Here is a 20,909-nt window from a genome sequence, read left to right as displayed (position 1 = left end):
ACGTTGTGCCGCCCCGGGTCGCGTAAGGATCACCCCCATGGGGCAGACTTCCTCGATTCGCCTTTCCGGGTGCGCCGACGTAGACTGACTCGTCGGCTCTTGTGCACCCGCATGCCTGCATGCTCACAATCGGTGCACGGCGGAGTCGATCAAGGTAGTCGATTCGAAGGGCGAAGCGTGGCCAAGAAGCAAGGTGCCATCGAGATCGAGGGCACTGTCGTCGAGTCTCTGCCGAACGCCATGTTCAAGGTCGAGCTCCAGAACGGCCACCAGGTCCTGGCACACATCAGCGGCAAGATGCGTATGCACTACATCCGCATCCTCCCTGACGACCGGGTCGTGGTGGAGCTGTCTCCGTACGACCTGACGCGTGGCCGGATCGTCTACCGGTACAAGTAGATCTTGCCCGCGCCCCGGGCCCGCCCGGTGCGATGGCACTGACCCGGAGAACCTCACCCCATGAAGGTCAAGCCGAGCGTCAAGAAGATCTGCGACAAGTGCAGGGTGATCCGCCGTCACGGCCGGGTCATGGTCATCTGCGAGAACCCGCGCCACAAGCAGCGCCAGGGCTGACGCACGACCGTATCCCTCTGCACCTCTATCGCAGAGTTTCGCGCGACGCGAGCTGAATATGTTCATACGCAGGGCCCGAGCCATCCAGCTCGACACCCCCGGTTCGGAGGCCGGGGACCCGGTTCGTACCTGGTACGGCGGCCGGGAGCCGGTTCTGCGGAAGACCTCCGAAGATTCACCAGGAGCCATTGAATGGCACGCGTTTCCGGTGTTGACATCCCGCGCGAAAAGCGCGTGGAGGTCGCCCTCACCTACGTGTTCGGCATCGGCCGGACCCTCTCGAAGGAGACGCTGGCTGCGACCGGCGTCGACCCGAACACCCGCGTCCGCGACCTGACGGAAGAGCAGCTCGTCGCGATCCGCGAGTACGTCGACAACAACATCAAGACCGAGGGTGACCTCCGTCGCGAGATCCAGGCCGACATCCGCCGCAAGGTCGAGATCGGCTGCTACCAGGGTCTCCGTCACCGTCGCGGTCTGCCCGTCCGCGGTCAGCGCACCAGCACCAACGCCCGTACCCGCAAGGGCCCGCGTCGCGCCATCGCCGGCAAGAAGAAGCCGGGCAAGAAGTAGTCCGCAGCGGACGCCTGTCCACGGTCTTCGCTGTAGGACCGACCACCTCCCGTAGGAGTTATTAGATGCCCCCCAAGGGTCGTCAGGGCGCTGCCAAGAAGGTGCGCCGCAAGGAAAAGAAGAACGTCGCTCACGGCCACGCGCACATCAAGAGCACGTTCAACAACACGATCGTCTCGATCACGGACCCGTCCGGCAACGTGATCTCCTGGGCCTCCGCCGGCCACGTCGGCTTCAAGGGCTCCCGGAAGTCCACGCCGTTCGCCGCGCAGATGGCCGCCGAGTCGGCCGCCCGCCGCGCCCAGGAGCACGGCATGCGCAAGGTCGACGTGTTCGTGAAGGGCCCGGGTTCCGGTCGCGAGACCGCGATCCGTTCCCTCCAGGCCACGGGCCTCGAGGTCGGCTCCATCCAGGACGTCACCCCGACCCCGCACAACGGCTGCCGCCCGCCGAAGCGTCGTCGCGTCTGACGCACGCCTCGACTGGCTGGGTTCCGGGCGGTACGGCTCCTTCGGGTCGTGCCGCCCGTACCCTTGCAGTACCCGCGCTTTTCCCGGGCGCGGTTTCCGTAGGACGTCAAATAGCGGGCGTCCACGAAAGAAGGATCTGATCCACACATGCTGATCGCTCAGCGTCCCTCGTTGACCGAAGAGGTCGTCGACGAGTTCCGCTCCCGGTTCGTGATCGAGCCGCTGGAGCCGGGCTTCGGCTACACCCTCGGCAACTCCCTGCGCCGTACGCTCCTCTCCTCGATCCCGGGTGCCGCCGTCACCTCGATCCGGATCGACGGTGTCCTGCACGAGTTCACCACCGTGCCGGGCGTCAAGGAGGACGTCACCGACCTGATCCTCAACATCAAGCAGCTGGTCGTCTCCTCGGAGCACGACGAGCCGGTCGTGATGTACCTGCGCAAGCAGGGCCCGGGTCTGGTCACCGCCGCCGACATCGCGCCCCCGGCCGGTGTCGAGGTGCACAACCCCGACCTCGTCCTCGCCACGCTGAACGGCAAGGGCAAGCTGGAGATGGAGCTGACCGTCGAGCGCGGTCGCGGCTACGTCTCCGCCGTGCAGAACAAGCAGGTGGGCCAGGAGATCGGCCGTATCCCGGTCGACTCCATCTACTCGCCGGTGCTGAAGGTCACGTACAAGGTCGAGGCCACGCGTGTCGAGCAGCGCACCGACTTCGACAAGCTGATCGTCGACGTCGAGACCAAGCAGGCGATGCGTCCGCGTGACGCCATGGCCTCCGCCGGCAAGACCCTGGTCGAGCTGTTCGGTCTCGCCCGCGAGCTGAACATCGACGCCGAGGGCATCGACATGGGCCCGTCCCCGACGGACGCCGCCCTGGCCGCCGACCTGGCGCTGCCGATCGAGGAGCTGGAGCTCACCGTTCGGTCGTACAACTGCCTCAAGCGCGAGGGCATCCACTCCGTGGGCGAGCTCGTCGCGCGCAGCGAGGCCGACCTGCTGGACATCCGCAACTTCGGTGCGAAGTCCATCGACGAGGTCAAGGCGAAGCTGGCCGGCATGGGCCTGGCCCTGAAGGACAGCCCGCCCGGATTCGACCCGACCGCCGCCGCGGACGCGTTCGGCGCGGACGACGACGCGGACGCGGGTTTCGTGGAGACCGAGCAGTACTGAGTCTCCGCTTCCGGGGTTCGCGTCGGCGGACCCCGGATCTCTGACAGGCGACCGCCTGCTCAGATACTGACCCCGGTACCTGATACGGCCGGGGCAGACACCTAGGAGAAGAACCATGCCGAAGCCCACCAAGGGTGCCCGTCTGGGCGGCAGCGCCGCGCACGAGAAGCTGCTCCTCGCGAACCTCGCCAAGAGCCTCTTCGAGCACGGCAAGATCACCACCACCGAGGCGAAGGCCCGCCGCCTGCGCCCGTACGCCGAGCGTCTGATCACCAAGGCGAAGAAGGGTGACCTTCACAACCGCCGCCAGGTGCTTCAGGTGATCACGGACAAGAGCGTCGTCCACACGCTCTTCACCGAGATCGGCCCGCGCTACGAGAACCGTCCGGGTGGTTACACCCGGATCACCAAGATCGGTAACCGCCGTGGCGACAACGCGCCCATGGCCGTCATCGAGCTGGTCGAGGCGCTGACGGTGCAGCAGAACGCCGTGGGCGAGGCCGAGGCCGCGACCAAGCGCGCGGTCAAGGAGGCCGAGGAGGCCAAGGCCGAGGAGACCAAGGTCGAGGAGACCGAGGCCGCCGAGGCTCCCGCCGAGGAGTCCAAGGACGCCTGAGGCTCTGCCTGACGTGAAGCGGGCCCGCCCTTCGGGGCGGGCCCGCTTTCGTGTACCTGAGAGAATCTGTGCGTGAGTGACGAAGTGCAGCCCGGTTACGTCCGTGTCCGTCTCGACCTGTCCTACGACGGCACCGCCTTCCACGGCTGGGCGAAGCAGGCCGGGGGACGGCGGACCGTTCAGGGGGAGATCGAGGACGCCCTGCGGACGGTCACGCGGTCCAAGGAGACGTACGAGCTGACCGTGGCCGGACGCACCGATGCCGGGGTGCACGCCCGGGGGCAGGTGGCGCACGTCGATCTGCCCGAGGAGGTGTGGCGCGAGCACCACCAGAAGCTGCTGAAGCGGCTGGCCGGCCGGCTGCCGAAGGACGTCCGGGTGTGGGCGCTGCGCGAGGCGCCGAGCGGTTTCGACGCGCGGTTCTCGGCGGTGTGGCGGCGCTACGCCTACCGGGTCACCGACAATCCCGGGGGAGTCGACCCGCTGCTGCGGGGCCATGTGCTGTGGCACGACTGGCCGCTCGACGTGGACGCCATGAACGAGGCCGCGCGTGCGCTGCTCGGCGAGCACGACTTCGCCGCCTACTGCAAGAAGCGCGAGGGCGCGACCACGATCCGCACGCTCCAGGAGCTGAGCCTGGTGCGGGGCGAGGACGGGATCATCACCGCGACCGTGCGGGCGGACGCGTTCTGCCACAACATGGTGCGCTCGCTGATCGGCGCGCTGCTGTTCGTGGGGGACGGGCACCGGGGGCCCGAGTGGCCGGGGAAGGTGCTGGCCGCGGGCGTACGGGACTCCGCCGTGCATGTCGTACGGCCGCACGGGCTGACGCTGGAGGAGGTCGGCTACCCGGCCGACGAGCTGCTGGCGGCCCGGAGCAGGGAGGCCCGGAACAAGCGCTCGCTTCCCGGACTTCCGGGATGCGAAACCTGTTAGGTACGTCGCATTTCGCATCACTTACGCCTCATATCCGGATCTGCGGGGCGTATTAGCCCTTTCCGACTCTTACGCGCTTCATACCTCTCGGATACAGTTGCGCGTCCCGGCCACATGTTCGATGGCAGGCCGGGATTGGCTGGGGGGTCGACGGGTCGGTAAGGCCCGGGGTGGGACAACGGAATGACTTCAGTGGATTCCGTGCGGGCCGGGGGGCGTCGTGCGGCACGGCAAAGTGGTGGGCGGCGACGGGCCGGGCGGGGCACAGCGGCCGCGCTGGGACTGCTGCCGCTCCCGCCGACGGACAAGGAGAAGTACTCCTACGCGCGACGGCGTCTGTGGATCCTGACGATCAGCTCGCTGATCAGCTTCTGCTGCCTGGTGCTGAGCCAGTTCAAGCTGGCCGCGTCCACCCCGGTGCTGTGGATCTACACGCCGCTGCTCGCCTTCACGGTGATCTACTACCTGGTGTCGCTGCGGGTGAACGGCTTCACCCGGGACTTCGACATCGCCCACCACCGGCGGCTGGTGCAGAACTGGCGGCCCGAGGTGTACCCGAGCGTGGACGTGTTCCTGCCGGTGTGCGGTGAGCCCATCGAGGTGCTGCACAACACCTGGCGGCATGTGCGGGCGATGGCCGACCGGTACCCCGGGGTCTGCGTGCCGTTCGTGCTGGACGACGGCGCGAGCCCCGAGCTGGCCGCGATGGCCCGGGACTTCGGCTTCCGCTACGGCACCCGGGACAACCGCGGCTGGTTCAAGAAGGCCGGCAACCTCCACTTCGGCTTCGCCCAGTCCGACGGCGAGTTCATCCTCATCCTGGACGCCGACTTCACCCCGCGCGCCGATCTGCTGGAGGAACTGCTGCCGTACATGGAGGACGATCCGCGGATCGGCATCGTCCAGTCCCCGCAGTACTTCCGGGTGCTCGACTCGCAGAACTGGATCGAGCGCGGCGCGGGCGCGGTGCAGGAGCTGTTCTACCGCTCCGTGCAGGTGTCCCGGCAGGGCAGCGACGGCGCCATCTGCGTCGGCTCCTGCGCGGTCTACCGGCGGGCGGCGCTGGAGACCAACGGCGGCACGACGCTGATCGAGCACTCCGAGGACGTGCACACCGGGTTCGACCTGCGCGGGCTCGGCTGGGACCTGAGGTATGTGCCGGTCGCGGTGTCCACCGGGGTCTGCCCGGACACCGCGGGTGCCTTCTTCAACCAGCAGTACCGCTGGTGCTCGGGCTCGATGAGCCTGCTCGGCAGCCGCAAGTTCTGGCAGGCGAAGATCAAGCTGTCCAGCCGGCTGTGCTACATGTCCGGCTTCTTCTACTACATCCACACCGCGCTGTTCACCTTCGCGGCCCCGGTCATCCCGATCGTGCTGCTGCTGGTGATGCCGGAGAAGCTCAAGGTCGAGCATCTGCTGCTGGTGCTGCCCAGCATCCTCTACACCACGATCATCTTCCCGATGTGGCACCGGGCGCCCTACCGCCTGGAGGCCTGGGCGGCCCGGATGATGTACGGCTGGGCGCACGTCTTCGCCATCTGGGACATCCTGCGCAAGAACCGCATGGGCTGGCAGCCGACCGGCTCCTCCGGCGCCAAGAAGAACAAGACGCGGCGGTTCTGGATCGGCATGTGGGCGTGGAGCGGCGGCACGGCGCTGGTGTGGGTCACCGCGGCGGTGTACCGGACGTTCACCATGAACGCCCCGGACTTCGCCCTGATCCTGTCCTCGGGGCTGTTCTACGCGCTGGTCGTCGGCCGCGTGCTGGTGCAGCCGCGGTCCGGGGCGGAGGCCGTCTGATGCCACTGAGGGAACGATTCCGCATGATCGGCGCGGCCCTGGCCTGCACCCTGGCCGGCGTCCTCGCGCTCGGCGGCTGCTCGCTGTTCGGCGACGACTCCGGGGGCTCCTCGGAGTCCGGCGGCGCGGCCGCCCCGCGCTCCTCGGCGAGCCCCCGGGACATCCCGTACGACGTCACCCCGCTGATCAAGCCAGCGAAGAAGTACTTCGGGGCGGCCGTGCCGGGCGCGCCGACCTCCATGAAGAGCATCGACGCGTACACGGCCAAGACCGGCAAGCAGCCCAACCTGATCGAGTACTACGCCGCCTGGGGCGACGGTTTCGACGCCACCGGTGTGCGCAACGCCTGGGCCGAGGGCGCCCTGACGCTGATGTCCTGGGAGCCCTTCGACACCCCGCTCGCCGACATCGCGGCGGGCCGGTCGGACGCGTACCTCAAGGAGTACGCGACCGCCGTGCGCAAGCTGAACCTGCCCGTGGTGATCGACTTCGCGGACGAGTTCAACGGCCACTGGGAGAAGTGGGGCACGCACGACGCGACCCCGGCCCAGTACGTGGCCGCCTGGCGCCACATCCACCAGACCTTCGTCGACGTGGGCGCCACCAACGTCATCTGGGCCTGGGCGCCCAACATCGTCAACCCGGTGAAGAACGTACGGCTCAAGCCGTACTACCCGGGTGACGCCTACGTGGACTGGATCGGTCTGGTCGGCTACTTCACGATCGGCCAGGACAACGCCTTCGACAGCGTCTTCGGGCCGACCCGCGACGAGATCCGCACCTTCACCAAGAAGCCGATGCTGCTGCTGGAGACCGCGGCCATGCCCGGTGAGCGGCGGCGGGCCGATGTCCGCAACCTGTTCGCGGGCGTCACGGCCGACGACGACATGCTCGGCTTCATCTGGTTCGACTACAAAAAGCGCGCCGACTGGCGGCTGGAGGCGAGCCCGCTGGCGCTGGACGAGTTCAAGCGCCTGGCCGCCGACGACCGTTTCGGCTTCGACGTACGGAAGCCGTGATGACCTCTCGTCCCGATTACTACACCCCGCAGCCCTACGACCCGTACGCCGAGGAGGAGCAGCAGGGCGGCTGGTTCAACTCCGACGGCTACCTCCCGCGCCGGCCGCAGGGCCACGAGGTCCCGCAGGGCTACCAGCAGGTCCCCCAGGGGTACGACACCCCGCAGGACCACGGGGTCGCACAGGGGCACCCCGTCCCGCAGGGGTATGACACCCCGCAGGGCTACCACCCCGTCCCCCAGGAGTACGACAGCCCGCAGGGCTACCAGCAGGTGCCCCAGGAGTACGGCATACCCGAGGGGTACGGGTACGACCCCGGGGCCCACGCGTACCAGCAGCCCGCCGAGCAGCCGGCCTACCCCGAGCAGCCCGCGTACCCCGAGCCGGCCGCCGGGCAGGAGCCGGCCGCGCCCGACGAGCCCGGGTACCACGTGCCCGAGACACCCGAGGTCGGCTGGGACATGGCCGCCAGCCGACGCCGCGCCTGGGTCAGCCGGGCCGTGCTGCTGTGCGTGCTGGCCGTCCAGGCGGTGCTCTCGCTGCGCCTGGCCAACACCGCGTTCCAGGACGAGGCCCTCTACCTCGCGGCCGGCCACGCCGAGCTCCAGCACCTGCTGCACGGCACCCCGCTGCCCGTCGACTACGCGGCCTACTTCTCCGGCTCCCCGCAGCTGTACCCGGTGCTCGCCGCCGCCGTGGACGACGTCCTCGGACTCACCGGGGCACGCCTGCTGAGCCTGGCGTTCATGCTGGGCACCACCGGGCTGCTGTACTCCTTCACCCGGCGGCTGTTCAACGAGCGGGCCGCGCTGGCCGGCGCCGCGCTGTTCGCCGTCGTGCAGTCCACGGTCGTCATGGGCTACTTCGCCACCTACGACGCCGCCGCGGTGTTCCTGCTGGCCCTGGCCACCTGGATCGTCGTACGCACCGACCGGGCGCCGGTGGCCGCCGTGCTGCTCGCCGTCCCCGTCGCCGTCCTCGCCGTCGGCGTGAAGTACGCGGCCGGCCTGTACCTGCCGACCATCGTGGTGCTCGCGCTGCTCACCGGCTGGCCGCACCAGGGGCGCAAGGCGTTCCTCCGGATGCTGCTGCTCGCGCTCGGCATCGGCGCGCTGCTGGGGGCCGGAATGTACGGCACCGACCTGATGGACGGTGTCCGGCAGACCACCACCGACCGGGACCACGGCACCGACAGCGCCGCCTTCCTGCTCCAGCGGTCCGCCGAGTGGGGCGGGCTGATGTTCCTCACCGCCGTCGGCGGCGCGGTCTCCTATGTGCGGCGCAGCCGGATGAACGAGTCCCCGGCCGCCCAGCGGCTCGGCAACCCCGGCTGGCGCTGGCGGGCGCTGCTCGGCCTGGTGCTGTGCGGCACCGCGCTGCTCGCGCCCGCCTACCAGATCCACCTGGGCACCGTCGTCTCGCTGTTCAAGCACGTCGGCTTCGGCCTGCTGTTCGCCGCGCCGATGGCCGGCGTGGGCGTCACCCGGCTGATCGGCGCGCACTTCCGCTACCCCCAGCTCGGCATCATGCTGTGGACCGCGACGCTCTGCCTCGGCATCTCGCAGGCGGACTGGCGCTTCGGCGTCTGGCCCGACTCCTCGAAGATGATCCAGGTCATCGACTCCCACGTGGACCGCAAGGGCCACTACCTCGCCTCCACCCCCGAGGTGCCCGTCTACTACCTGCGGGACAAGACCACCCACCGGCAGTGGCAGGGCGTGTTCGCCCTGGAGTACACGGACAAGAAGGGCACGTACCACAAGGGTGACGACGCCTACCGGGCGGCGCTGCGCGACGGCGAGTTCGACCTGATCGTGCTGGACGGCCTGACCAACCCCCGGGTGGACACCGTCGTCGCGGACGCGGTCAAGGGCAACCCGCACTACCGGCTCCTGGCCGACCTGCCCTTCCGCAACTCCAGCGGCACCGGTCACTACCGCATCTGGACCAAGACCTCCTGACGGCAGGTCCGAAGCGAGAAAGGCCGTCCCCATGCGGCTCACCGTCATCGGCACCGGCTACCTGGGTGCCACCCACGCCGCCTGCATGGCCGAACTGGGCCACGAGGTGCTCGGCGTCGACACCGACCCGGAGAAGGCCGCCGCGCTCGGCGCCGGGCGGGTGCCCTTCCACGAGCCGGGCCTGTCCGAGCTGGTCGCGCGGCACACCGCGAGCGGCCGGCTGCGGTTCACCACGTCCTTCGCCCGGGCCGGGACCTTCGGCGAGGTCCACTTCGTCTGCGTGGGCACCCCGCAGCGCGCCGGCTCCGACGCCGCCGACCTGAGCCAGGTGGACGCGGCCTTCGCGGCCCTGGCCGCCCACGCGGCGCCGGACGCGCTGCTCGTCGGCAAGTCGACCGTGCCGGTCGGCACGGCCGAGCGGCTGGCCCGGACGTACGACGCGGAGATCGCCTGGAACCCGGAGTTCCTGCGCGAGGGCTTCGCCGTCCAGGACACGCTGCGCCCGGACCGGCTGGTGTTCGGCGTCGCGTCACGGCGCGCCGAGACCGTGCTGCGCGCCGTGTACGCGCCGGTCCTGGCCGCCGGCACCCCGCTGGTCACCGCCGACTTCCCGACCGCCGAACTGGTCAAGACGGCCGCCAACGCCTTCCTCGCCACCAAGATCTCCTTCATCAACGCGATGGCCGAGGTCTGCGAGGCGGCCGGCGGCGATGTGCGCACCCTCGCCGAGGCGCTCGGCCACGACGACCGGATCGGGCCGGAGTTCCTGCGCGCCGGGCTCGGCTTCGGCGGCGGCTGTCTGCCCAAGGACATCCGCGCCTTCGCGCACCGGGCCGGCGAGCTGGGCGTCCCGCTCGGGCTGCTGCGCGAGGTCGACGCGATCAACATGCGGCGCCGGGACCGGGTGGTGGAGCTGGCCCGCGAGCTGTGCGGGCCGGCGGTGCTCGGCGCCCGGGTCGCCGTCCTCGGCGCCGCCTTCAAGCCCGGCTCGGACGACATCCGCGACTCGCCCGCGCTGGCGGTGGCCGCCCGGCTGCGGCTGGAGGGCGCCGACGTCACCGTGTACGACCCCGAGGCCGCGGACAACGCGCGCAAGGCGTTCCCGCTGCTGGGGTACGCGGACACCGTCGAGGACGCGCTGCGCGGGGCCGACCTGGTCCTGCATCTGACCGAGTGGCCGCAGTTCCGGGAGATCGACCCGGAGCGGGCGGCCGCGCTGGTGGCCCGGCCGCGGATCGTGGACGGGCGAGGGGGGCTCGACGCGGACCGCTGGACCGCGGCGGGCTGGCGGTTCCGGGCACCGGGCAGGCCGGCGCCCGCAGGGGAGGGACAGTGATGGCACAGAGCGAGCCCCGGGTCACCGTGGTGATGCCGACGTACAACGAGGCGGCGAACCTGCCGGGGATGGCCGAGGCCGTGCTCGGGCTGGAGCTGGCCGGGCTCCGGCTGAAGATCGTCGACGACTCCAGCCCGGACGGCACCGGGCGGATCGCCGAGGAGCTCGCCGAGAAGTACAACGCCGGCGGCCGCACCCGGATGAGCGTGCTGCACCGCACCGAGAAGGACGGGCTGGGCCGGGCGTACACCGCCGGGATGTCCGCCGCCCTGGACGAGGGCGCCGAGTACGTCGTCCAGATGGACGCCGACGGCAGCCACCCGGTGGAGGCGGTGCCCCGCATGCTCCGGGCGGCCCTCGACTCCGGCGCCGGGCTGGTGGTCGGCAGCCGCTATGTCGAGGGCGGCTCGCTGGACGAGGAGTGGGGCGCGCACCGGGTGCTGCTGTCCCGGTTCGCCAACCGGTACGCGCGCGCCGTCCTCGGCACCGACATCCAGGACATCACGGCCGGGTTCAACCTGTGGTCGGCGCGGACCCTGCGGGACGTCGGTCTGGCGTCCCTGGACAGCGCCGGCTACAGCTTCCAGGTGGAGCTGAAGTACCGGGCCGTCCGGGCCGGGCACACGGCAGTGGAGATCCCGATCCGGTTCACCGAGCGCGCCGAGGGCGAGTCCAAGATGACGCTGCGCACCCAGCTGGAGTCGGCGGTGCTGCCGCTGCGGCTGCGGCTGAAGAGGTTCTAGCGTTCCGGGCGGCTACCGGGCGGCGGCCTGGGCCTGCTCCTGGCCGCGGCGGTGGATCTGGTTCACGGTGAACTGGGCCAGGCTGTTGCCGGCCCCGAAGACGGCGGTGTCCTTCTTGGTGACGTCCTTGCCGGTGGTGAAGCCGGAGATGGTGAAGTAGGCGTAGCGGCCGTAGGCGTTGCGGGTGGAGCGGCAGAAGGCGCCGTCGCAGAAGGGCTTGACGCCGCCCTTGCCGAACAGCGAGCGGACGATGGAGCGGTCGTCGGTCTGTGCCTTGGCCCGGCCGGCCCGCGCCGCGTCGTCGAAGACGGCGACGCCCACGGTGACCGCGATGTCGCCGTGCGTGTAGGTGGCGCGCAGCAGGCGGGTGCAGCCGTTGGCGGTGAGCACGCGCGGCAGGGTGCCGCCGGCGACCGAGGCGCAGGCCGAGGTGTCGTCCGTGGCGCCCTTCGTGTACACGGTGTCGCCGAGCGTGAGCTGCTTGCCGGGGAAGAGCGTGTCGGGGCCGAGCGGAGCGGTGTCCTTCTCGGCGCTGGATATGAAGTCCGCGGGGTTCAGCGGCGGCGGGGCGCTGGTCGGCTCGAAGGACGGCGTCGCGGTGCCGGTCGCGGGTATGGAGGCGGTGGCGGGCAGGTTGCTCGGGCCGGCCTCGGGGTCACCGCCGTTCGCGGAGACCACGGCCACGGCGACCGCGGTGCCTATCGCGACCGTGGCCAGCGCCCCGCCGGCTATGAACAGCATCTTGCGGCGCTTGTTCCGGGTCTCGGAGGCCTCGGCGAGCGCGGCCCAGTCGGGCGTCCCGTCGTCTTCTCCGCTGTTCCACGGCTGCTGGGAATGCGGTTTCCAGGGATCCCACTGAGACTGGGGTCCCCCCTGCCCGTAACTCATGGGGCGCATCTTAGACGGGGGCCCGGCGGCACGGGGGCCGTGCGGCGGCCCGCCTCGTTTTGACCCGCCCGGGGGCCAGCCGGTAACCTGCTTCTTCGTTGTGTATTGGCTTGCTCATTCTCACGGGACGGGCCCTTACACCGGTCCACCGGGCCGATGACCAGCGACCCCACGTACGCGGTTTGCGTCGCCGCCGTGGGTCAAGGCTGTCGTGATCGTTTCGGTGACCTTGTTTAGGACCATTCACTCGAAGCGAAGGCTACGAACCGTGCGTACGTACAGCCCCAAGCCCGGCGATGTGACGCGCCAGTGGCACGTCATCGACGCTCAGGACGTTGTCCTGGGCCGTCTCGCCACCACTGCTGCGACCCTCCTCCGGGGCAAGCACAAGCCGATCTACGCGCCGCACGTCGACGCTGGTGACTTCGTCATCATCATCAACGCCGACAAGGTGCACCTGTCCGGCAACAAGCGGACCCAGAAGATGGCCTACCGCCACTCCGGCTACCCGGGTGGTCTGCGCTCCGTCCGCTACGACGAGCTGCTGGACAAGAACCCGGAGAAGGCCATCGAGAAGGCCGTCAAGGGCATGCTCCCCAAGAACTCCCTGGGCCGTCAGATGCTCTCGAAGCTGAAGGTCTACAAGGGTGACCAGCACCCGCACGCGGCCCAGCAGCCGGTGCCGTTCGAGATCACCCAGGTCGCGCAGTAAGTCCGGCCACCCCCTAAGACTGAACAGAATCTGAGGAGAATCGTGGCCGAGACCACTGCCGAGCAGCCGCTCGAAGAGCTTGACATCGACAGCTACACCACCGAGTCCGAGGTCCCCGTCGAGGGCGAGTACACCTCGGAGTCCCTGGCCTCCCGCTTCGGCGAGCCCCAGCCGGCCGCCGGCCTGGGCCGCCGCAAGAACGCCATCGCCCGCGTCCGGATCGTCCCGGGCACCGGCAAGTGGAAGATCAACGGTCGCACCCTCGAGGACTACTTCCCGAACAAGGTGCACCAGCAGGAAGTCAACGAGCCGTTCAAGGTCCTCGAGCTCGACGGCCGTTACGACGTCATCGCCCGCATCGCCGGCGGCGGTGTCTCCGGCCAGGCCGGTGCGCTGCGCCTCGGTGTCGCCCGCGCGCTGAACGAGGCCGACGTCGACAACAACCGCGGCCCGCTGAAGAAGGCCGGCTTCCTCAAGCGCGACGACCGTGCGGTCGAGCGCAAGAAGGCCGGTCTGAAGAAGGCCCGCAAGGCTCCGCAGTACAGCAAGCGCTAAGCTTCGCTGCCTGCTCGTACGTGGTACGGGCTTCGGCCCCGCGTACTCCGAACGCCCCGGCGGCACGCCACATGTGCCCCGGGGCGTTCGCTTATCCCAGCCAAGGGCGTATAACGGCACAAGACGCTCAAAGGCTTGTGTGATCGGATGTCGGATCGCCTGCCACCCCGACGCGGCGCGGTCCGCTTCCGACAACGATGCTTCCTCAGGAGGACAAGTGGGACGACTCTTCGGCACGGACGGCGTGCGCGGTGTCGCCAACGCGGATCTGACGGCCGAGCTGGCGCTGGGCCTCTCCGTCGCCGCGGCGCATGTGCTGGCCGAGGCGGGCACCTTCGAGGGCCACAAGCCGACGGCGGTGGTCGGGCGGGACCCGCGCGCGTCCGGGGAGTTCCTGGAGGCCGCGGTGGTGGCCGGCCTGGCCAGCGCGGGCGTCGACGTCCTGCGGGTCGGCGTGCTGCCGACGCCCGCGGTGGCGCACCTGACCGGCGCGCTCGGCGCCGACCTCGGCGTGATGCTCTCCGCGAGCCACAACGCCATGCCGGACAACGGCATCAAGTTCTTCGCCCGCGGCGGCCACAAACTCGCCGACGAGCTGGAGGACCGGATCGAGGCGGTCTACGACTCCCACCGGCACGGTGAGCCCTGGCAGCGGCCGACGGGGGCCGGCGTCGGCCGCGTACGGTCGTACGACGAGGGCTTCGAGCAGTACATCGCCCATCTGCTGGCGGTGCTGCCCAACCGGCTCGACGGCCTGAAGATCGTCCTGGACGAAGCACACGGCGCGGCCTCGGGGGTCTCGCCGGAGGTGTTCGCCCGGGCCGGTGCCCAGGTCGTCACGATCGGTGCCGAGCCGGACGGGCTCAACATCAACGACGGCTGCGGCTCGACCCACTTGGACCTGCTCAAGGCCGCGGTCGTCGAGCACGGCGCGGACCTCGGCATCGCGCACGACGGTGACGCCGACCGCTGCCTGGCCGTGGACCACACCGGCGAGGAGGTGGACGGGGACCAGATCCTCGCCGTGCTCGCGCTGGCGCTGCGGGAGCGGTCCGCGCTGCCGTCCGACACGGTGGTGGCCACCGTGATGTCCAACCTCGGCTTCAAGCTGGCGATGGAACGCGAGGGCATCCGGCTCGTGCAGACCGCCGTGGGCGACCGGTACGTCCTGGAGGAGATGAAGGAGCACGGCTACGCCCTCGGCGGCGAGCAGTCCGGGCACGTCATCATCCTCGACCACGCCACCACCGGCGACGGCACGCTGACCGGCCTGCTGCTGGCGGCGCGGGTCGCGCAGACCGGCCGTACGCTGCGGGAGCTGGCCTCCGTCATGGAGCGGCTGCCGCAGGTGCTCATCAACGTGCCGGACGTGGACAAGTCGCGGGTGAAGACGTCCGCCGACCTCGCCGCCGCGGTCGCCGAGGCGGAGCGGGAACTCGGCGGGACCGGGCGGGTGCTGCTGCGGCCGTCGGGCACCGAGCCGCTGGTGCGGGTGATGGTCGAGGCCGCGGACATCGAGCAGGCCCGCGCGGTCGCGGGGCGGCTGGCCGACGCGGTGAAGGCGGCGCTGGGGTAACACCGGGGTCCGGGGCGGGGGCTCGGGGCCCGCGCCCCTCAGGGGCGTTGCCGCCGGCGCTCCCAGAAGTACTTCTGGGCGAGCAGGGTGACGGTTCCCGCCACCACGATGCCCACCAGGTTCAGCAGGAGCTGGACGGTCGAGCCGCTGGTCTGGGACGTGTCGCCGTAGGCCAGCGCCACCGCCGCGTTGGCCGCGGCCGGGACCGTGGTCACCGAGATGGCCACGCCCACCAGCGCGCCCGACTTGGCGGAGGTCAGGGACAGGATGCCGGCGATGCCGGCGAGCACGGCCACGACGAACGAGAACCGGTCGGGGGCGTAGATGAACCCGGTGTTCGGCCGGGCGCCCTCCAGCCGGTCCTGGCTGAACAGCCCGGCCGCGTCCATCAGCAGGCTGAAGGCGGACGTCAGGGCCATGGCCACCGCGAAGCCCACCAGCAGCGCGAGCAGTGAGCGCCAGGCCAGGCGCGGGCGGCGCCGCACCAGCGCCGCGCTGATGCCGGCCAGCGGGCCGAACTCCGGGCCGACCGCCATCGCGCCCACGATCAGGATCGCGTTGTCCAGCACCACACCGCAGGCGGCGATCATCGTGGCCAGGGTGATGAAGGCGAGGTAGGTGACCGAGAGCGTCGACTCCTCGTGGGTGGCCTCGATCAGGCCCTCCCACAGCACCGCGTCCGCGCCCTCGCCGGGCGCCTTCTCCTCGGCCTCCTCGGCCCGCCGGGACAGCGACAGGCCGATGTCCTCCACGGCGATGGAACCGGTGTCCTCCAGGCCCAGCCGTCGCAGCCCGGCGATGAGTTCGTCACCCGCCTCGCGCGCCACGTCGCACAGGACGAGGTCGCCGACGGGGTCGCGGGCGGTACCGGGCAGCACGACGAGGTGGGTGGTGCCGACCGTCCGCTCGATCAGCCGCACCACCTCCTCCGTCTGCCCGGCCGGGGTGATCAGGCGCACATGCAGCATGCGCCCATCCAACCGGACCGGCTACAGCTTGCGCAGCCGCAGCCGCTGCACCTTGTGGTCCGGGCCCTTGCGCAGGATGAGGGTGGCCCGGCCGCGGGTCGGGGCGATGTTCTCCACCAGGTTCGGCTGGTTGATGGTCCGCCAGAGCATGCGCGCGTAGTCCAGGGCCTCCTCCTCGGAGACCTGGGTGTACTTGCGGAAGTACGACGACGGGTTCTGGAAGGCGGTCCGGCGCAGCTTCCGGAAGCGGCTGAGGTACCAGCGCTCGATGTCCTCGGTGCTCGCGTCGACGTACACGCTGAAGTCGAAGTAGTCGGCGAGACCGACCCGGGTACGGCCGTCCTTGCCGGGCAGGGCGGGCTGGAGGACGTTCAGGCCCTCGACGATGAGGATGTCCGGCCGGCGCACGACGAGGCGTTCGCCGGGCACGATGTCGTAGATCAGGTGGGAGTAGACCGGCGCGGACACCTCGGCCTTGCCGGCCTTGATGTCGGCGACGAAACGGGTCAGGGCCCGGCGGTCGTAGGACTCGGGGAAACCTTTCCGCGACATCAGGCCGCGGGCCTCCAGCTCCCGGGTGGGCAGCAGGAAGCCGTCCGTCGTCACCAGTTCCACGCGGGGGTGCTCGGGCCAGCGCGAGAGCAGGGCCTGGAGCAGACGGGCGACGGTGGACTTGCCGACGGCCACGGAGCCGGCGACACCTATCACGAACGGGGTGCCGGACTGGGAGCCCTTCTCCCCGAGAAAGGTGTTCAGCGCGCCGCGCAGACCGTCCGTGGCGCCGACGTAGAGGTTCAGCAGCCGGGAGAGCGGGAGGTAGATGTCCCGCACCTCGTCCAGGTCGATGACGTCACCGAGACCGCGGAGCTTCTCCACCTCCTCGGCGCTGAGCGGCAACGGCGTCTTGTCGCGCAGCGCGCTCCACTCGGCGCGGGTGAGATCGACGTAGGGAGTCGCCTCCGGCCTGTGCCGGTGGGCGCTCCGGGGCATCGGGGAGACCGGTGAGATCACAGTCCATTGTTAACGGAGTTTGAACGGGGTGGTGGGGTGGGGTGCGTCACGTGCCCGTCGGCCTGCTGTGTCCTCAACGTCATCCCGACCCTCCGGGAATGACGACAAGCTGTTCCAGTGCCTCGGTTAGGTGGTCCTCGCCGTAGCCCAACCGCCTGCCGAGCGCCTGGTAGTGGCTGTACTGGTCTCGGCCGAGAGACACGGCGGCCACGCGGAGCAACCGCAACAGCAGCCGGAAGCCGAGGTCGGCGTCCACACCGGTGACGACCTCCTCGACGGCGGCCAGCGCCCTCCCACCGGAAATCGGCTCCCAATATGGACTGATGAGCACGTCCGTCAGCAGCGGTGCCGCCTCTCGCACCGCCCGTAGCACGGCGTCTCGCACATCGGTGCGGACGGGCGGTGCGCTAGGGCGGTACCGTGGGGCGATCTCCCTCAGGTGCTCTTCGCACACGCCCTCGACCAACCGGAGCCAGTCCCTCGCGTCGATTCCGAGGTGATCGATGTTGTAGCCCCGGCCCGAGGCGGAGAGCCACAGAACCTTGATCGTCTCGGTGGGCAGCGGGGAGTCGATCAGACGACGTACGTCCGCGAGCAGCAGTGCCGCAGCCGAGCCCGGAGTCTGGGCGCTGTCGTCGGCGGCCGCGGCTCGCTGGACACGTTCGCGCGCGGTGTCCTCCTGCCAGGCCGGTTCGAACCACGAGGTGAGCGCTGAGAGACCGAAATCGCCCGAGGCGTCGCGGCGCGCCGGGTCGATGGGGGGCCACAGCACGTTGAGGCCGTCGTACACCAATGGTCCGGGAAAGCCGAGTGCAGTGTCCAACTCCATGAGCCGGTCGTACTGTTCTTTGCCGACCGGGACGCCGTACACCTTCAACACACGCAGGAAGAGCCGGAGCGCCAGGTCACCGTCGCCTTGGCGGGCCACCGCCTCCAGCGATTCGGCCGCTGCGCCGGGCGACAGTGCGACGGGGGCGCTCTTGGCGATGGCCTGGCTCAGCGCGTCCGACGATGCGCGGATCTCCTCGGCGACGGCCGTGCGTAGCTCCTCTTCGTCAAGGCTTGGCCGGGTGAGCCAGGCACCGGGGGCCCGTTCCCGCCGGGTTCCCGGCCAGCGCTCGGCGAGCCGGCGCAGCCACCCTCGGACACCTGCCTCGCACTGTGCCGGATCGAAGCGTTCGTGTGTGGCGGCGAGCCACACCGTGCGGATGGTGTCGTCCGGCAACGGGGAATCCGTGAGACAGCGCACGTCCACTCCGAGCTCGACGGCGCCCTCGCCCTCAGCGGCAGCGGCGACTTCGGACGCGAGGTGCGACAACTGCGCCTCGTCGGGGATCCCGTCCGTTGCCGACAGCCTTTCGGCGAGTGCGCTGAGGCCGAAGTCGTCCTCGTAGAAAATGCCGTACTGCTCACGTTGTCTCGCCATGATGGACTGCCTTGCCTCAAGAGGACGTCGGGTGGGTCCGCCCCTTGACCGGGGCCGGCCCACCCGGGGTGGATGTCAGGCGTTCACGCCATGTGCTCCGGTACCTGCCGCGGCTACACCTTGGGCATCGGATACGACGTGTACACGATGAACCCGTCATGGCCCTTCTTGCCCGGAAGCCTTTTGAGGACCACTCGGACCTGGTTCCCTGCGGCTTCCGGTGAACCGCTCGCTTTGTACACGGTGCCCAGCGATTCGTACTTGTCCCACTTGCCCGTGATCGTGAACTCGGTCTCTTGCGCCCACTTTCCTCGCTTGGCCAAGAAGTTGTCCAGCGCGGCACGTCTGGCGGCGTTCTTCTTGCCGTTGGGGAAGAAATACTGGGCGAGCACCCGATCGACGGCCTGTTGAGCGACGTCGGCGTTGGTCCACACCGTGCTGATCGGGGCCAGACCCTTGTGCAGATTCTCCCTGGCGTCCGCTTCGGCCTCACTTCGAGTGCGGTTGACGTGCTTGGAAAGCGTGTGTGCACCTGATTCCGGGTAAGCGACCTCGTCACTGAGGTTCACGCAGTTGTGGACCAGCAAGTCCCTCGCGTGCCGGCCGCCGGAGCGCACGTAGAACGTGTGCAGGCCCTCCACGGTCAAGTCGAAAACCCGCCGTGAAGCCCCATCGGCCCGGTTGCGCAGAGCGGTTATGGCCTGTGGGACACCGTCGGCTGTGCGTAGTCTGTCCCCGACGCGCAGGTCGGATACGTGGACCCAGCCGTGCTCGGCCACGTAGACGCGGTGTCCGGTCGTGCTCGTCAGAGTGCCGCCGCCGGTCAAGGTGATGTCGGTCAAGTGGTCTGTGTCGTGCCTGAAGGTGTCGGTGACCGGCTCAGGCCATGCCTGACCGGAGGCAGGATCGGTGGCCAGCACCAGATCCCCCACCCCGACGTCCTTGATCGGCCGGTGTGTCCCGTCGGCCATCAGTACCTGAGTACCGCCCGGGAAGCTGTTGCGGCTGCACGAGGTCACCAAATCCTCGTATAGCTCGACCTCCCTCTCGATCGCGGCCACCGCCGCCGCGTCCACGCCTTCCAGGGCCTTGAGGGTCTGGAACGCGTCCCGGACGCCGACGCCGGTGACGAACGCGGCGTCCACGGCGCGCAGGGCTTCGGCGATGGGCCGGATGATCCTGCCTGCGGACAGGGAGATGACGTCCACGGCCGCCCAGGCGCATCCGCCCAGGCTTCCGGTCTCGCCGCCAGGGACGATCTTCTGGGCGCATTTGATCCAGCTGCCGAAGAGGATGTCGACAGGGTCGATGTTCTCCTGGAACTCCTCGATCGTGATCGTGTGCGAGACCGTCTGGGAGAGGTTGTTGACCTTGACCTGGCCCAGGTAGTCCGTGTCGTCGGTCGGGCAGGTGAACGGCTGCGGGTTCGGGTCCTCCTCGGTGCAGAGATACAGGTCGAGGGTCGCCGTGAACAGGATCCTGGAAGTGATCGTGCAGTCGCCCGTGTAGTAGAACTTGCTGATCCAGTTGTCACAGCTCTTCGTCTTGCTGACAACCTCCGGGGCGCCGGCCTGTTCGACGCGGTCGATGACGTAGAAGACGTTGCCGAGGGAGCCGCGTTCGTCGGCGACGGTTCCGGTGTCGATGCGCCTGGCCTTCTCGGCCTTCTCGGCCCTGTCGGCAGCGGCCTGGGCCTGCTGGGCGTATTCGCCGGCGTCCTTCGCGGCCTGCTCGGCCTCGGTCGCGGCGGTGTCGGCGCGGTCGGCTGCGGCTCGGGCGTCCTCGGCCGTTTGTTCGGCCTGGACGGCTGCCGAGCGGGCGGCTTCGGCGTCCAGTTCGGCGGCGTCGGCGGAGGTGCGGGCGTCCGTGGCGTGACTCTCGGCCCTGCCCGCCGCCTTGTCGGCGGCCTCGGCGTCCTCGGTGGCTTGCCTGTCGTACTCGGTGGTGCGGGCCAGGGACGAGGCGGCGGCCGATGCGGCCTTGGCTGCCCCGGCGGCGTAGTCCAAGGCCTCTTTGGAGTAGGTACGGGCGTCTGAGGCGTGCTGGGCGGCGTTGGCCGCGTGCTGATAGGCCTCCTTCGCGTCGCCCTTGGCCTGGTCGGCGAGGTTCTTGGCGGCCTGTGCCTCGGCGGCGGCCTTCTTGGCGTGCGCGTCGGCGACGGCCTGCTGCTGTTCGGCGATGGTCTTCGAGGCCTGACCGGTCAGCATGACGAGCCCGGCGGCCGAGTCGGTGCCGGCGTAGGGGGAACCGAGCTGGATCGCGTCGTTGGCGGGAGCGGCAACCTGCTGGGCCGCCGTATGGGCGTCCACGGCTGCCTGCGCGGTGACATGGGCGAATCCGGCGGCCTTCGCCGCGGCGGCCACGGCCTTGTCCGCTTCCTGGCGGGCGGTGTCCGCCTGCGTCTTGGCGTCTTTGGCGTGTTTGTCGGCCTCGTCGGCGAGTTGGACAGCCGTCTTGGCTTCGGCGGCGGCGTTCTGGGAGGACTTGACGGCCTCCGCGACGGCGCGGGTGGCGGTCTTGACCGCCGCGTCCGCCTTGAGCTTGTCGGCCTGGGCGGCGTCCGCGTCGGCGCGGGC

20 protein-coding genes are annotated in these 20,909 nt (G+C 69.9%); 15 read left to right on the top strand and 5 right to left on the bottom strand.

Annotated features, from left to right (window positions below):
* The first annotated feature begins 177 nt into the window (after positions 1-177).
* From infA to H5J33_RS04135, 12 genes are all read left to right on the top strand, one after another.
* Positions 178-399, top strand: a complete 222-nt coding sequence (gene infA, locus H5J33_RS04190) for a translation initiation factor IF-1 (RefSeq protein ID WP_003948620.1) — start codon at positions 178-180, stop codon at positions 397-399.
* Positions 400-459: 60 nt separating this feature from the next.
* On the top strand, positions 460-573 hold the full coding sequence (gene rpmJ, locus H5J33_RS04185; protein ID WP_003998809.1) for a 50S ribosomal protein L36: 114 nt from the start codon (positions 460-462) through the stop codon (positions 571-573).
* Positions 574-765: 192 nt separating this feature from the next.
* Positions 766-1,146, top strand: coding sequence for a 30S ribosomal protein S13 (gene rpsM / locus H5J33_RS04180; RefSeq protein ID WP_023547369.1), 381 nt, complete (start codon positions 766-768; stop codon positions 1,144-1,146).
* 65 nt (positions 1,147-1,211) lie between these two features.
* The gene (gene rpsK / locus H5J33_RS04175; protein WP_003956432.1) at positions 1,212-1,616 is read left to right on the top strand and encodes a 30S ribosomal protein S11; all 405 of its coding nucleotides are present in this window, start codon (positions 1,212-1,214) and stop codon (positions 1,614-1,616) included.
* Positions 1,617-1,763: 147 nt separating this feature from the next.
* The gene (locus H5J33_RS04170) at positions 1,764-2,786 is read left to right on the top strand and encodes a DNA-directed RNA polymerase subunit alpha (RefSeq protein ID WP_003966937.1); all 1,023 of its coding nucleotides are present in this window, start codon (positions 1,764-1,766) and stop codon (positions 2,784-2,786) included.
* Between the two features lie 115 nt (positions 2,787-2,901).
* Positions 2,902-3,402 (top strand): 50S ribosomal protein L17, encoded by a 501-nt coding sequence (gene rplQ / locus H5J33_RS04165; RefSeq protein WP_181793418.1) that lies wholly within the window; start codon positions 2,902-2,904, stop codon positions 3,400-3,402.
* Positions 3,403-3,474: 72 nt separating this feature from the next.
* A complete protein-coding gene (truA, locus tag H5J33_RS04160; protein WP_181793417.1) occupies positions 3,475-4,338 on the top strand; it encodes a tRNA pseudouridine(38-40) synthase TruA in 864 nt (287 codons plus the stop codon).
* A gap of 381 nt (positions 4,339-4,719) precedes the next feature.
* Positions 4,720-6,138, top strand: coding sequence for a glycosyltransferase family 2 protein (locus H5J33_RS04155; protein WP_181793419.1), 1,419 nt, complete (start codon positions 4,720-4,722; stop codon positions 6,136-6,138).
* Positions 6,138-7,157 (top strand): glycoside hydrolase family 26 protein, encoded by a 1,020-nt coding sequence (locus H5J33_RS04150; RefSeq protein WP_181793416.1) that lies wholly within the window; start codon positions 6,138-6,140, stop codon positions 7,155-7,157. The genes H5J33_RS04155 and H5J33_RS04150 overlap by 1 nt, the downstream gene beginning before the upstream one ends.
* Positions 7,157-9,118 (top strand): glycosyltransferase family 39 protein, encoded by a 1,962-nt coding sequence (locus tag H5J33_RS04145; protein ID WP_181793415.1) that lies wholly within the window; start codon positions 7,157-7,159, stop codon positions 9,116-9,118. The genes H5J33_RS04150 and H5J33_RS04145 overlap by 1 nt, the downstream gene beginning before the upstream one ends.
* 31 nt (positions 9,119-9,149) lie before the next feature.
* Positions 9,150-10,454, top strand: coding sequence for a UDP-glucose/GDP-mannose dehydrogenase family protein (locus H5J33_RS04140; RefSeq protein ID WP_181793414.1), 1,305 nt, complete (start codon positions 9,150-9,152; stop codon positions 10,452-10,454).
* Positions 10,454-11,197 (top strand): polyprenol monophosphomannose synthase, encoded by a 744-nt coding sequence (locus tag H5J33_RS04135; protein ID WP_181793413.1) that lies wholly within the window; start codon positions 10,454-10,456, stop codon positions 11,195-11,197. Before H5J33_RS04140 ends, H5J33_RS04135 begins: the two co-directional genes overlap by 1 nt.
* 12 nt (positions 11,198-11,209) lie before the next feature.
* Here H5J33_RS04135 and H5J33_RS04130 read toward each other — a convergent pair whose 3' ends face one another.
* Entirely contained in the window at positions 11,210-12,085 is an 876-nt protein-coding gene (locus H5J33_RS04130) for a hypothetical protein (RefSeq protein WP_181793412.1), read from the bottom strand.
* A gap of 268 nt (positions 12,086-12,353) precedes the next feature.
* Between H5J33_RS04130 and rplM the strand changes: the two genes are divergently transcribed.
* The 3 genes from rplM (at position 12,354) to glmM (ending at position 14,928) form a co-directional block, all read left to right on the top strand.
* Positions 12,354-12,797, top strand: a complete 444-nt coding sequence (rplM, locus tag H5J33_RS04125; protein ID WP_014674395.1) for a 50S ribosomal protein L13 — start codon at positions 12,354-12,356, stop codon at positions 12,795-12,797.
* A gap of 42 nt (positions 12,798-12,839) precedes the next feature.
* Positions 12,840-13,352: a 30S ribosomal protein S9 gene (gene rpsI, locus H5J33_RS04120; RefSeq protein ID WP_030601145.1), complete on the top strand. Its 513-nt coding sequence runs from the start codon at positions 12,840-12,842 to the stop codon at positions 13,350-13,352.
* Between the two features lie 217 nt (positions 13,353-13,569).
* A complete protein-coding gene (gene glmM / locus H5J33_RS04115; RefSeq protein WP_181793411.1) occupies positions 13,570-14,928 on the top strand; it encodes a phosphoglucosamine mutase in 1,359 nt (452 codons plus the stop codon).
* Positions 14,929-14,966: 38 nt separating this feature from the next.
* Here glmM and H5J33_RS04110 read toward each other — a convergent pair whose 3' ends face one another.
* From H5J33_RS04110 to H5J33_RS04095, 4 genes are all read right to left on the bottom strand, one after another.
* Positions 14,967-15,896: a DUF389 domain-containing protein gene (locus H5J33_RS04110; protein WP_181793410.1), complete on the bottom strand. Its 930-nt coding sequence runs from the start codon at positions 15,894-15,896 to the stop codon at positions 14,967-14,969.
* A 21-nt stretch (positions 15,897-15,917) separates the two neighbouring features.
* Positions 15,918-16,886 carry a type I pantothenate kinase gene (gene coaA / locus H5J33_RS04105; RefSeq protein WP_181793409.1) on the bottom strand — a complete coding sequence of 323 codons (969 nt, stop codon included), beginning with the start codon at positions 16,884-16,886 and terminating at the stop codon, positions 15,918-15,920.
* A 100-nt stretch (positions 16,887-16,986) separates the two neighbouring features.
* Positions 16,987-18,333, bottom strand: coding sequence for a hypothetical protein (locus H5J33_RS04100; protein WP_181793408.1), 1,347 nt, complete (start codon positions 18,331-18,333; stop codon positions 16,987-16,989).
* A 113-nt stretch (positions 18,334-18,446) separates the two neighbouring features.
* Positions 18,447-20,909, bottom strand: a 2,463-nt coding sequence (locus H5J33_RS04095) for a polymorphic toxin-type HINT domain-containing protein (RefSeq protein WP_258564862.1), incomplete at its 5' end; no start/stop codon positions are given.

The sequence above is a fragment of the Streptomyces sp. WELS2 genome, assembly GCF_013870595.1.
In the GTDB taxonomy this organism is placed as follows: Bacteria; Actinomycetota; Actinomycetes; order Streptomycetales; family Streptomycetaceae; genus Streptomyces.
The sequence above is the reverse complement of the archived record's forward strand: the minus strand, read 5'-3'. Positions and strand labels throughout refer to the sequence as shown.

Excerpts from the sequence above, each read along its gene's own strand:
- rpmJ (WP_003998809.1), top strand. The coding sequence starts at position 460 with ATGAAGGTCAAGCCGAGCGTCAAGAAGATCTGCGACAAGTGCAGGGTG.
- rpsM (WP_023547369.1), top strand. The coding sequence starts at position 766 with ATGGCACGCGTTTCCGGTGTTGACATCCCGCGCGAAAAGCGCGTGGAG.
- rpsK (WP_003956432.1), top strand. The coding sequence starts at position 1,212 with ATGCCCCCCAAGGGTCGTCAGGGCGCTGCCAAGAAGGTGCGCCGCAAG.
- H5J33_RS04170 (WP_003966937.1), top strand. The coding sequence starts at position 1,764 with ATGCTGATCGCTCAGCGTCCCTCGTTGACCGAAGAGGTCGTCGACGAG.
- rplQ (WP_181793418.1), top strand. The coding sequence starts at position 2,902 with ATGCCGAAGCCCACCAAGGGTGCCCGTCTGGGCGGCAGCGCCGCGCAC.
- H5J33_RS04150 (WP_181793416.1), top strand. The coding sequence starts at position 6,138 with ATGCCACTGAGGGAACGATTCCGCATGATCGGCGCGGCCCTGGCCTGC.
- H5J33_RS04145 (WP_181793415.1), top strand. The coding sequence starts at position 7,157 with ATGACCTCTCGTCCCGATTACTACACCCCGCAGCCCTACGACCCGTAC.
- H5J33_RS04140 (WP_181793414.1), top strand. The coding sequence starts at position 9,150 with ATGCGGCTCACCGTCATCGGCACCGGCTACCTGGGTGCCACCCACGCC.
- H5J33_RS04135 (WP_181793413.1), top strand. The coding sequence starts at position 10,454 with ATGGCACAGAGCGAGCCCCGGGTCACCGTGGTGATGCCGACGTACAAC.
- H5J33_RS04130 (WP_181793412.1), bottom strand. The coding sequence starts at position 12,085 with ATGAGTTACGGGCAGGGGGGACCCCAGTCTCAGTGGGATCCCTGGAAA.
- H5J33_RS04110 (WP_181793410.1), bottom strand. The coding sequence starts at position 15,896 with ATGCTGCATGTGCGCCTGATCACCCCGGCCGGGCAGACGGAGGAGGTG.
- coaA (WP_181793409.1), bottom strand. The coding sequence starts at position 16,886 with ATGCCCCGGAGCGCCCACCGGCACAGGCCGGAGGCGACTCCCTACGTC.
- H5J33_RS04100 (WP_181793408.1), bottom strand. The coding sequence starts at position 18,333 with ATGGCGAGACAACGTGAGCAGTACGGCATTTTCTACGAGGACGACTTC.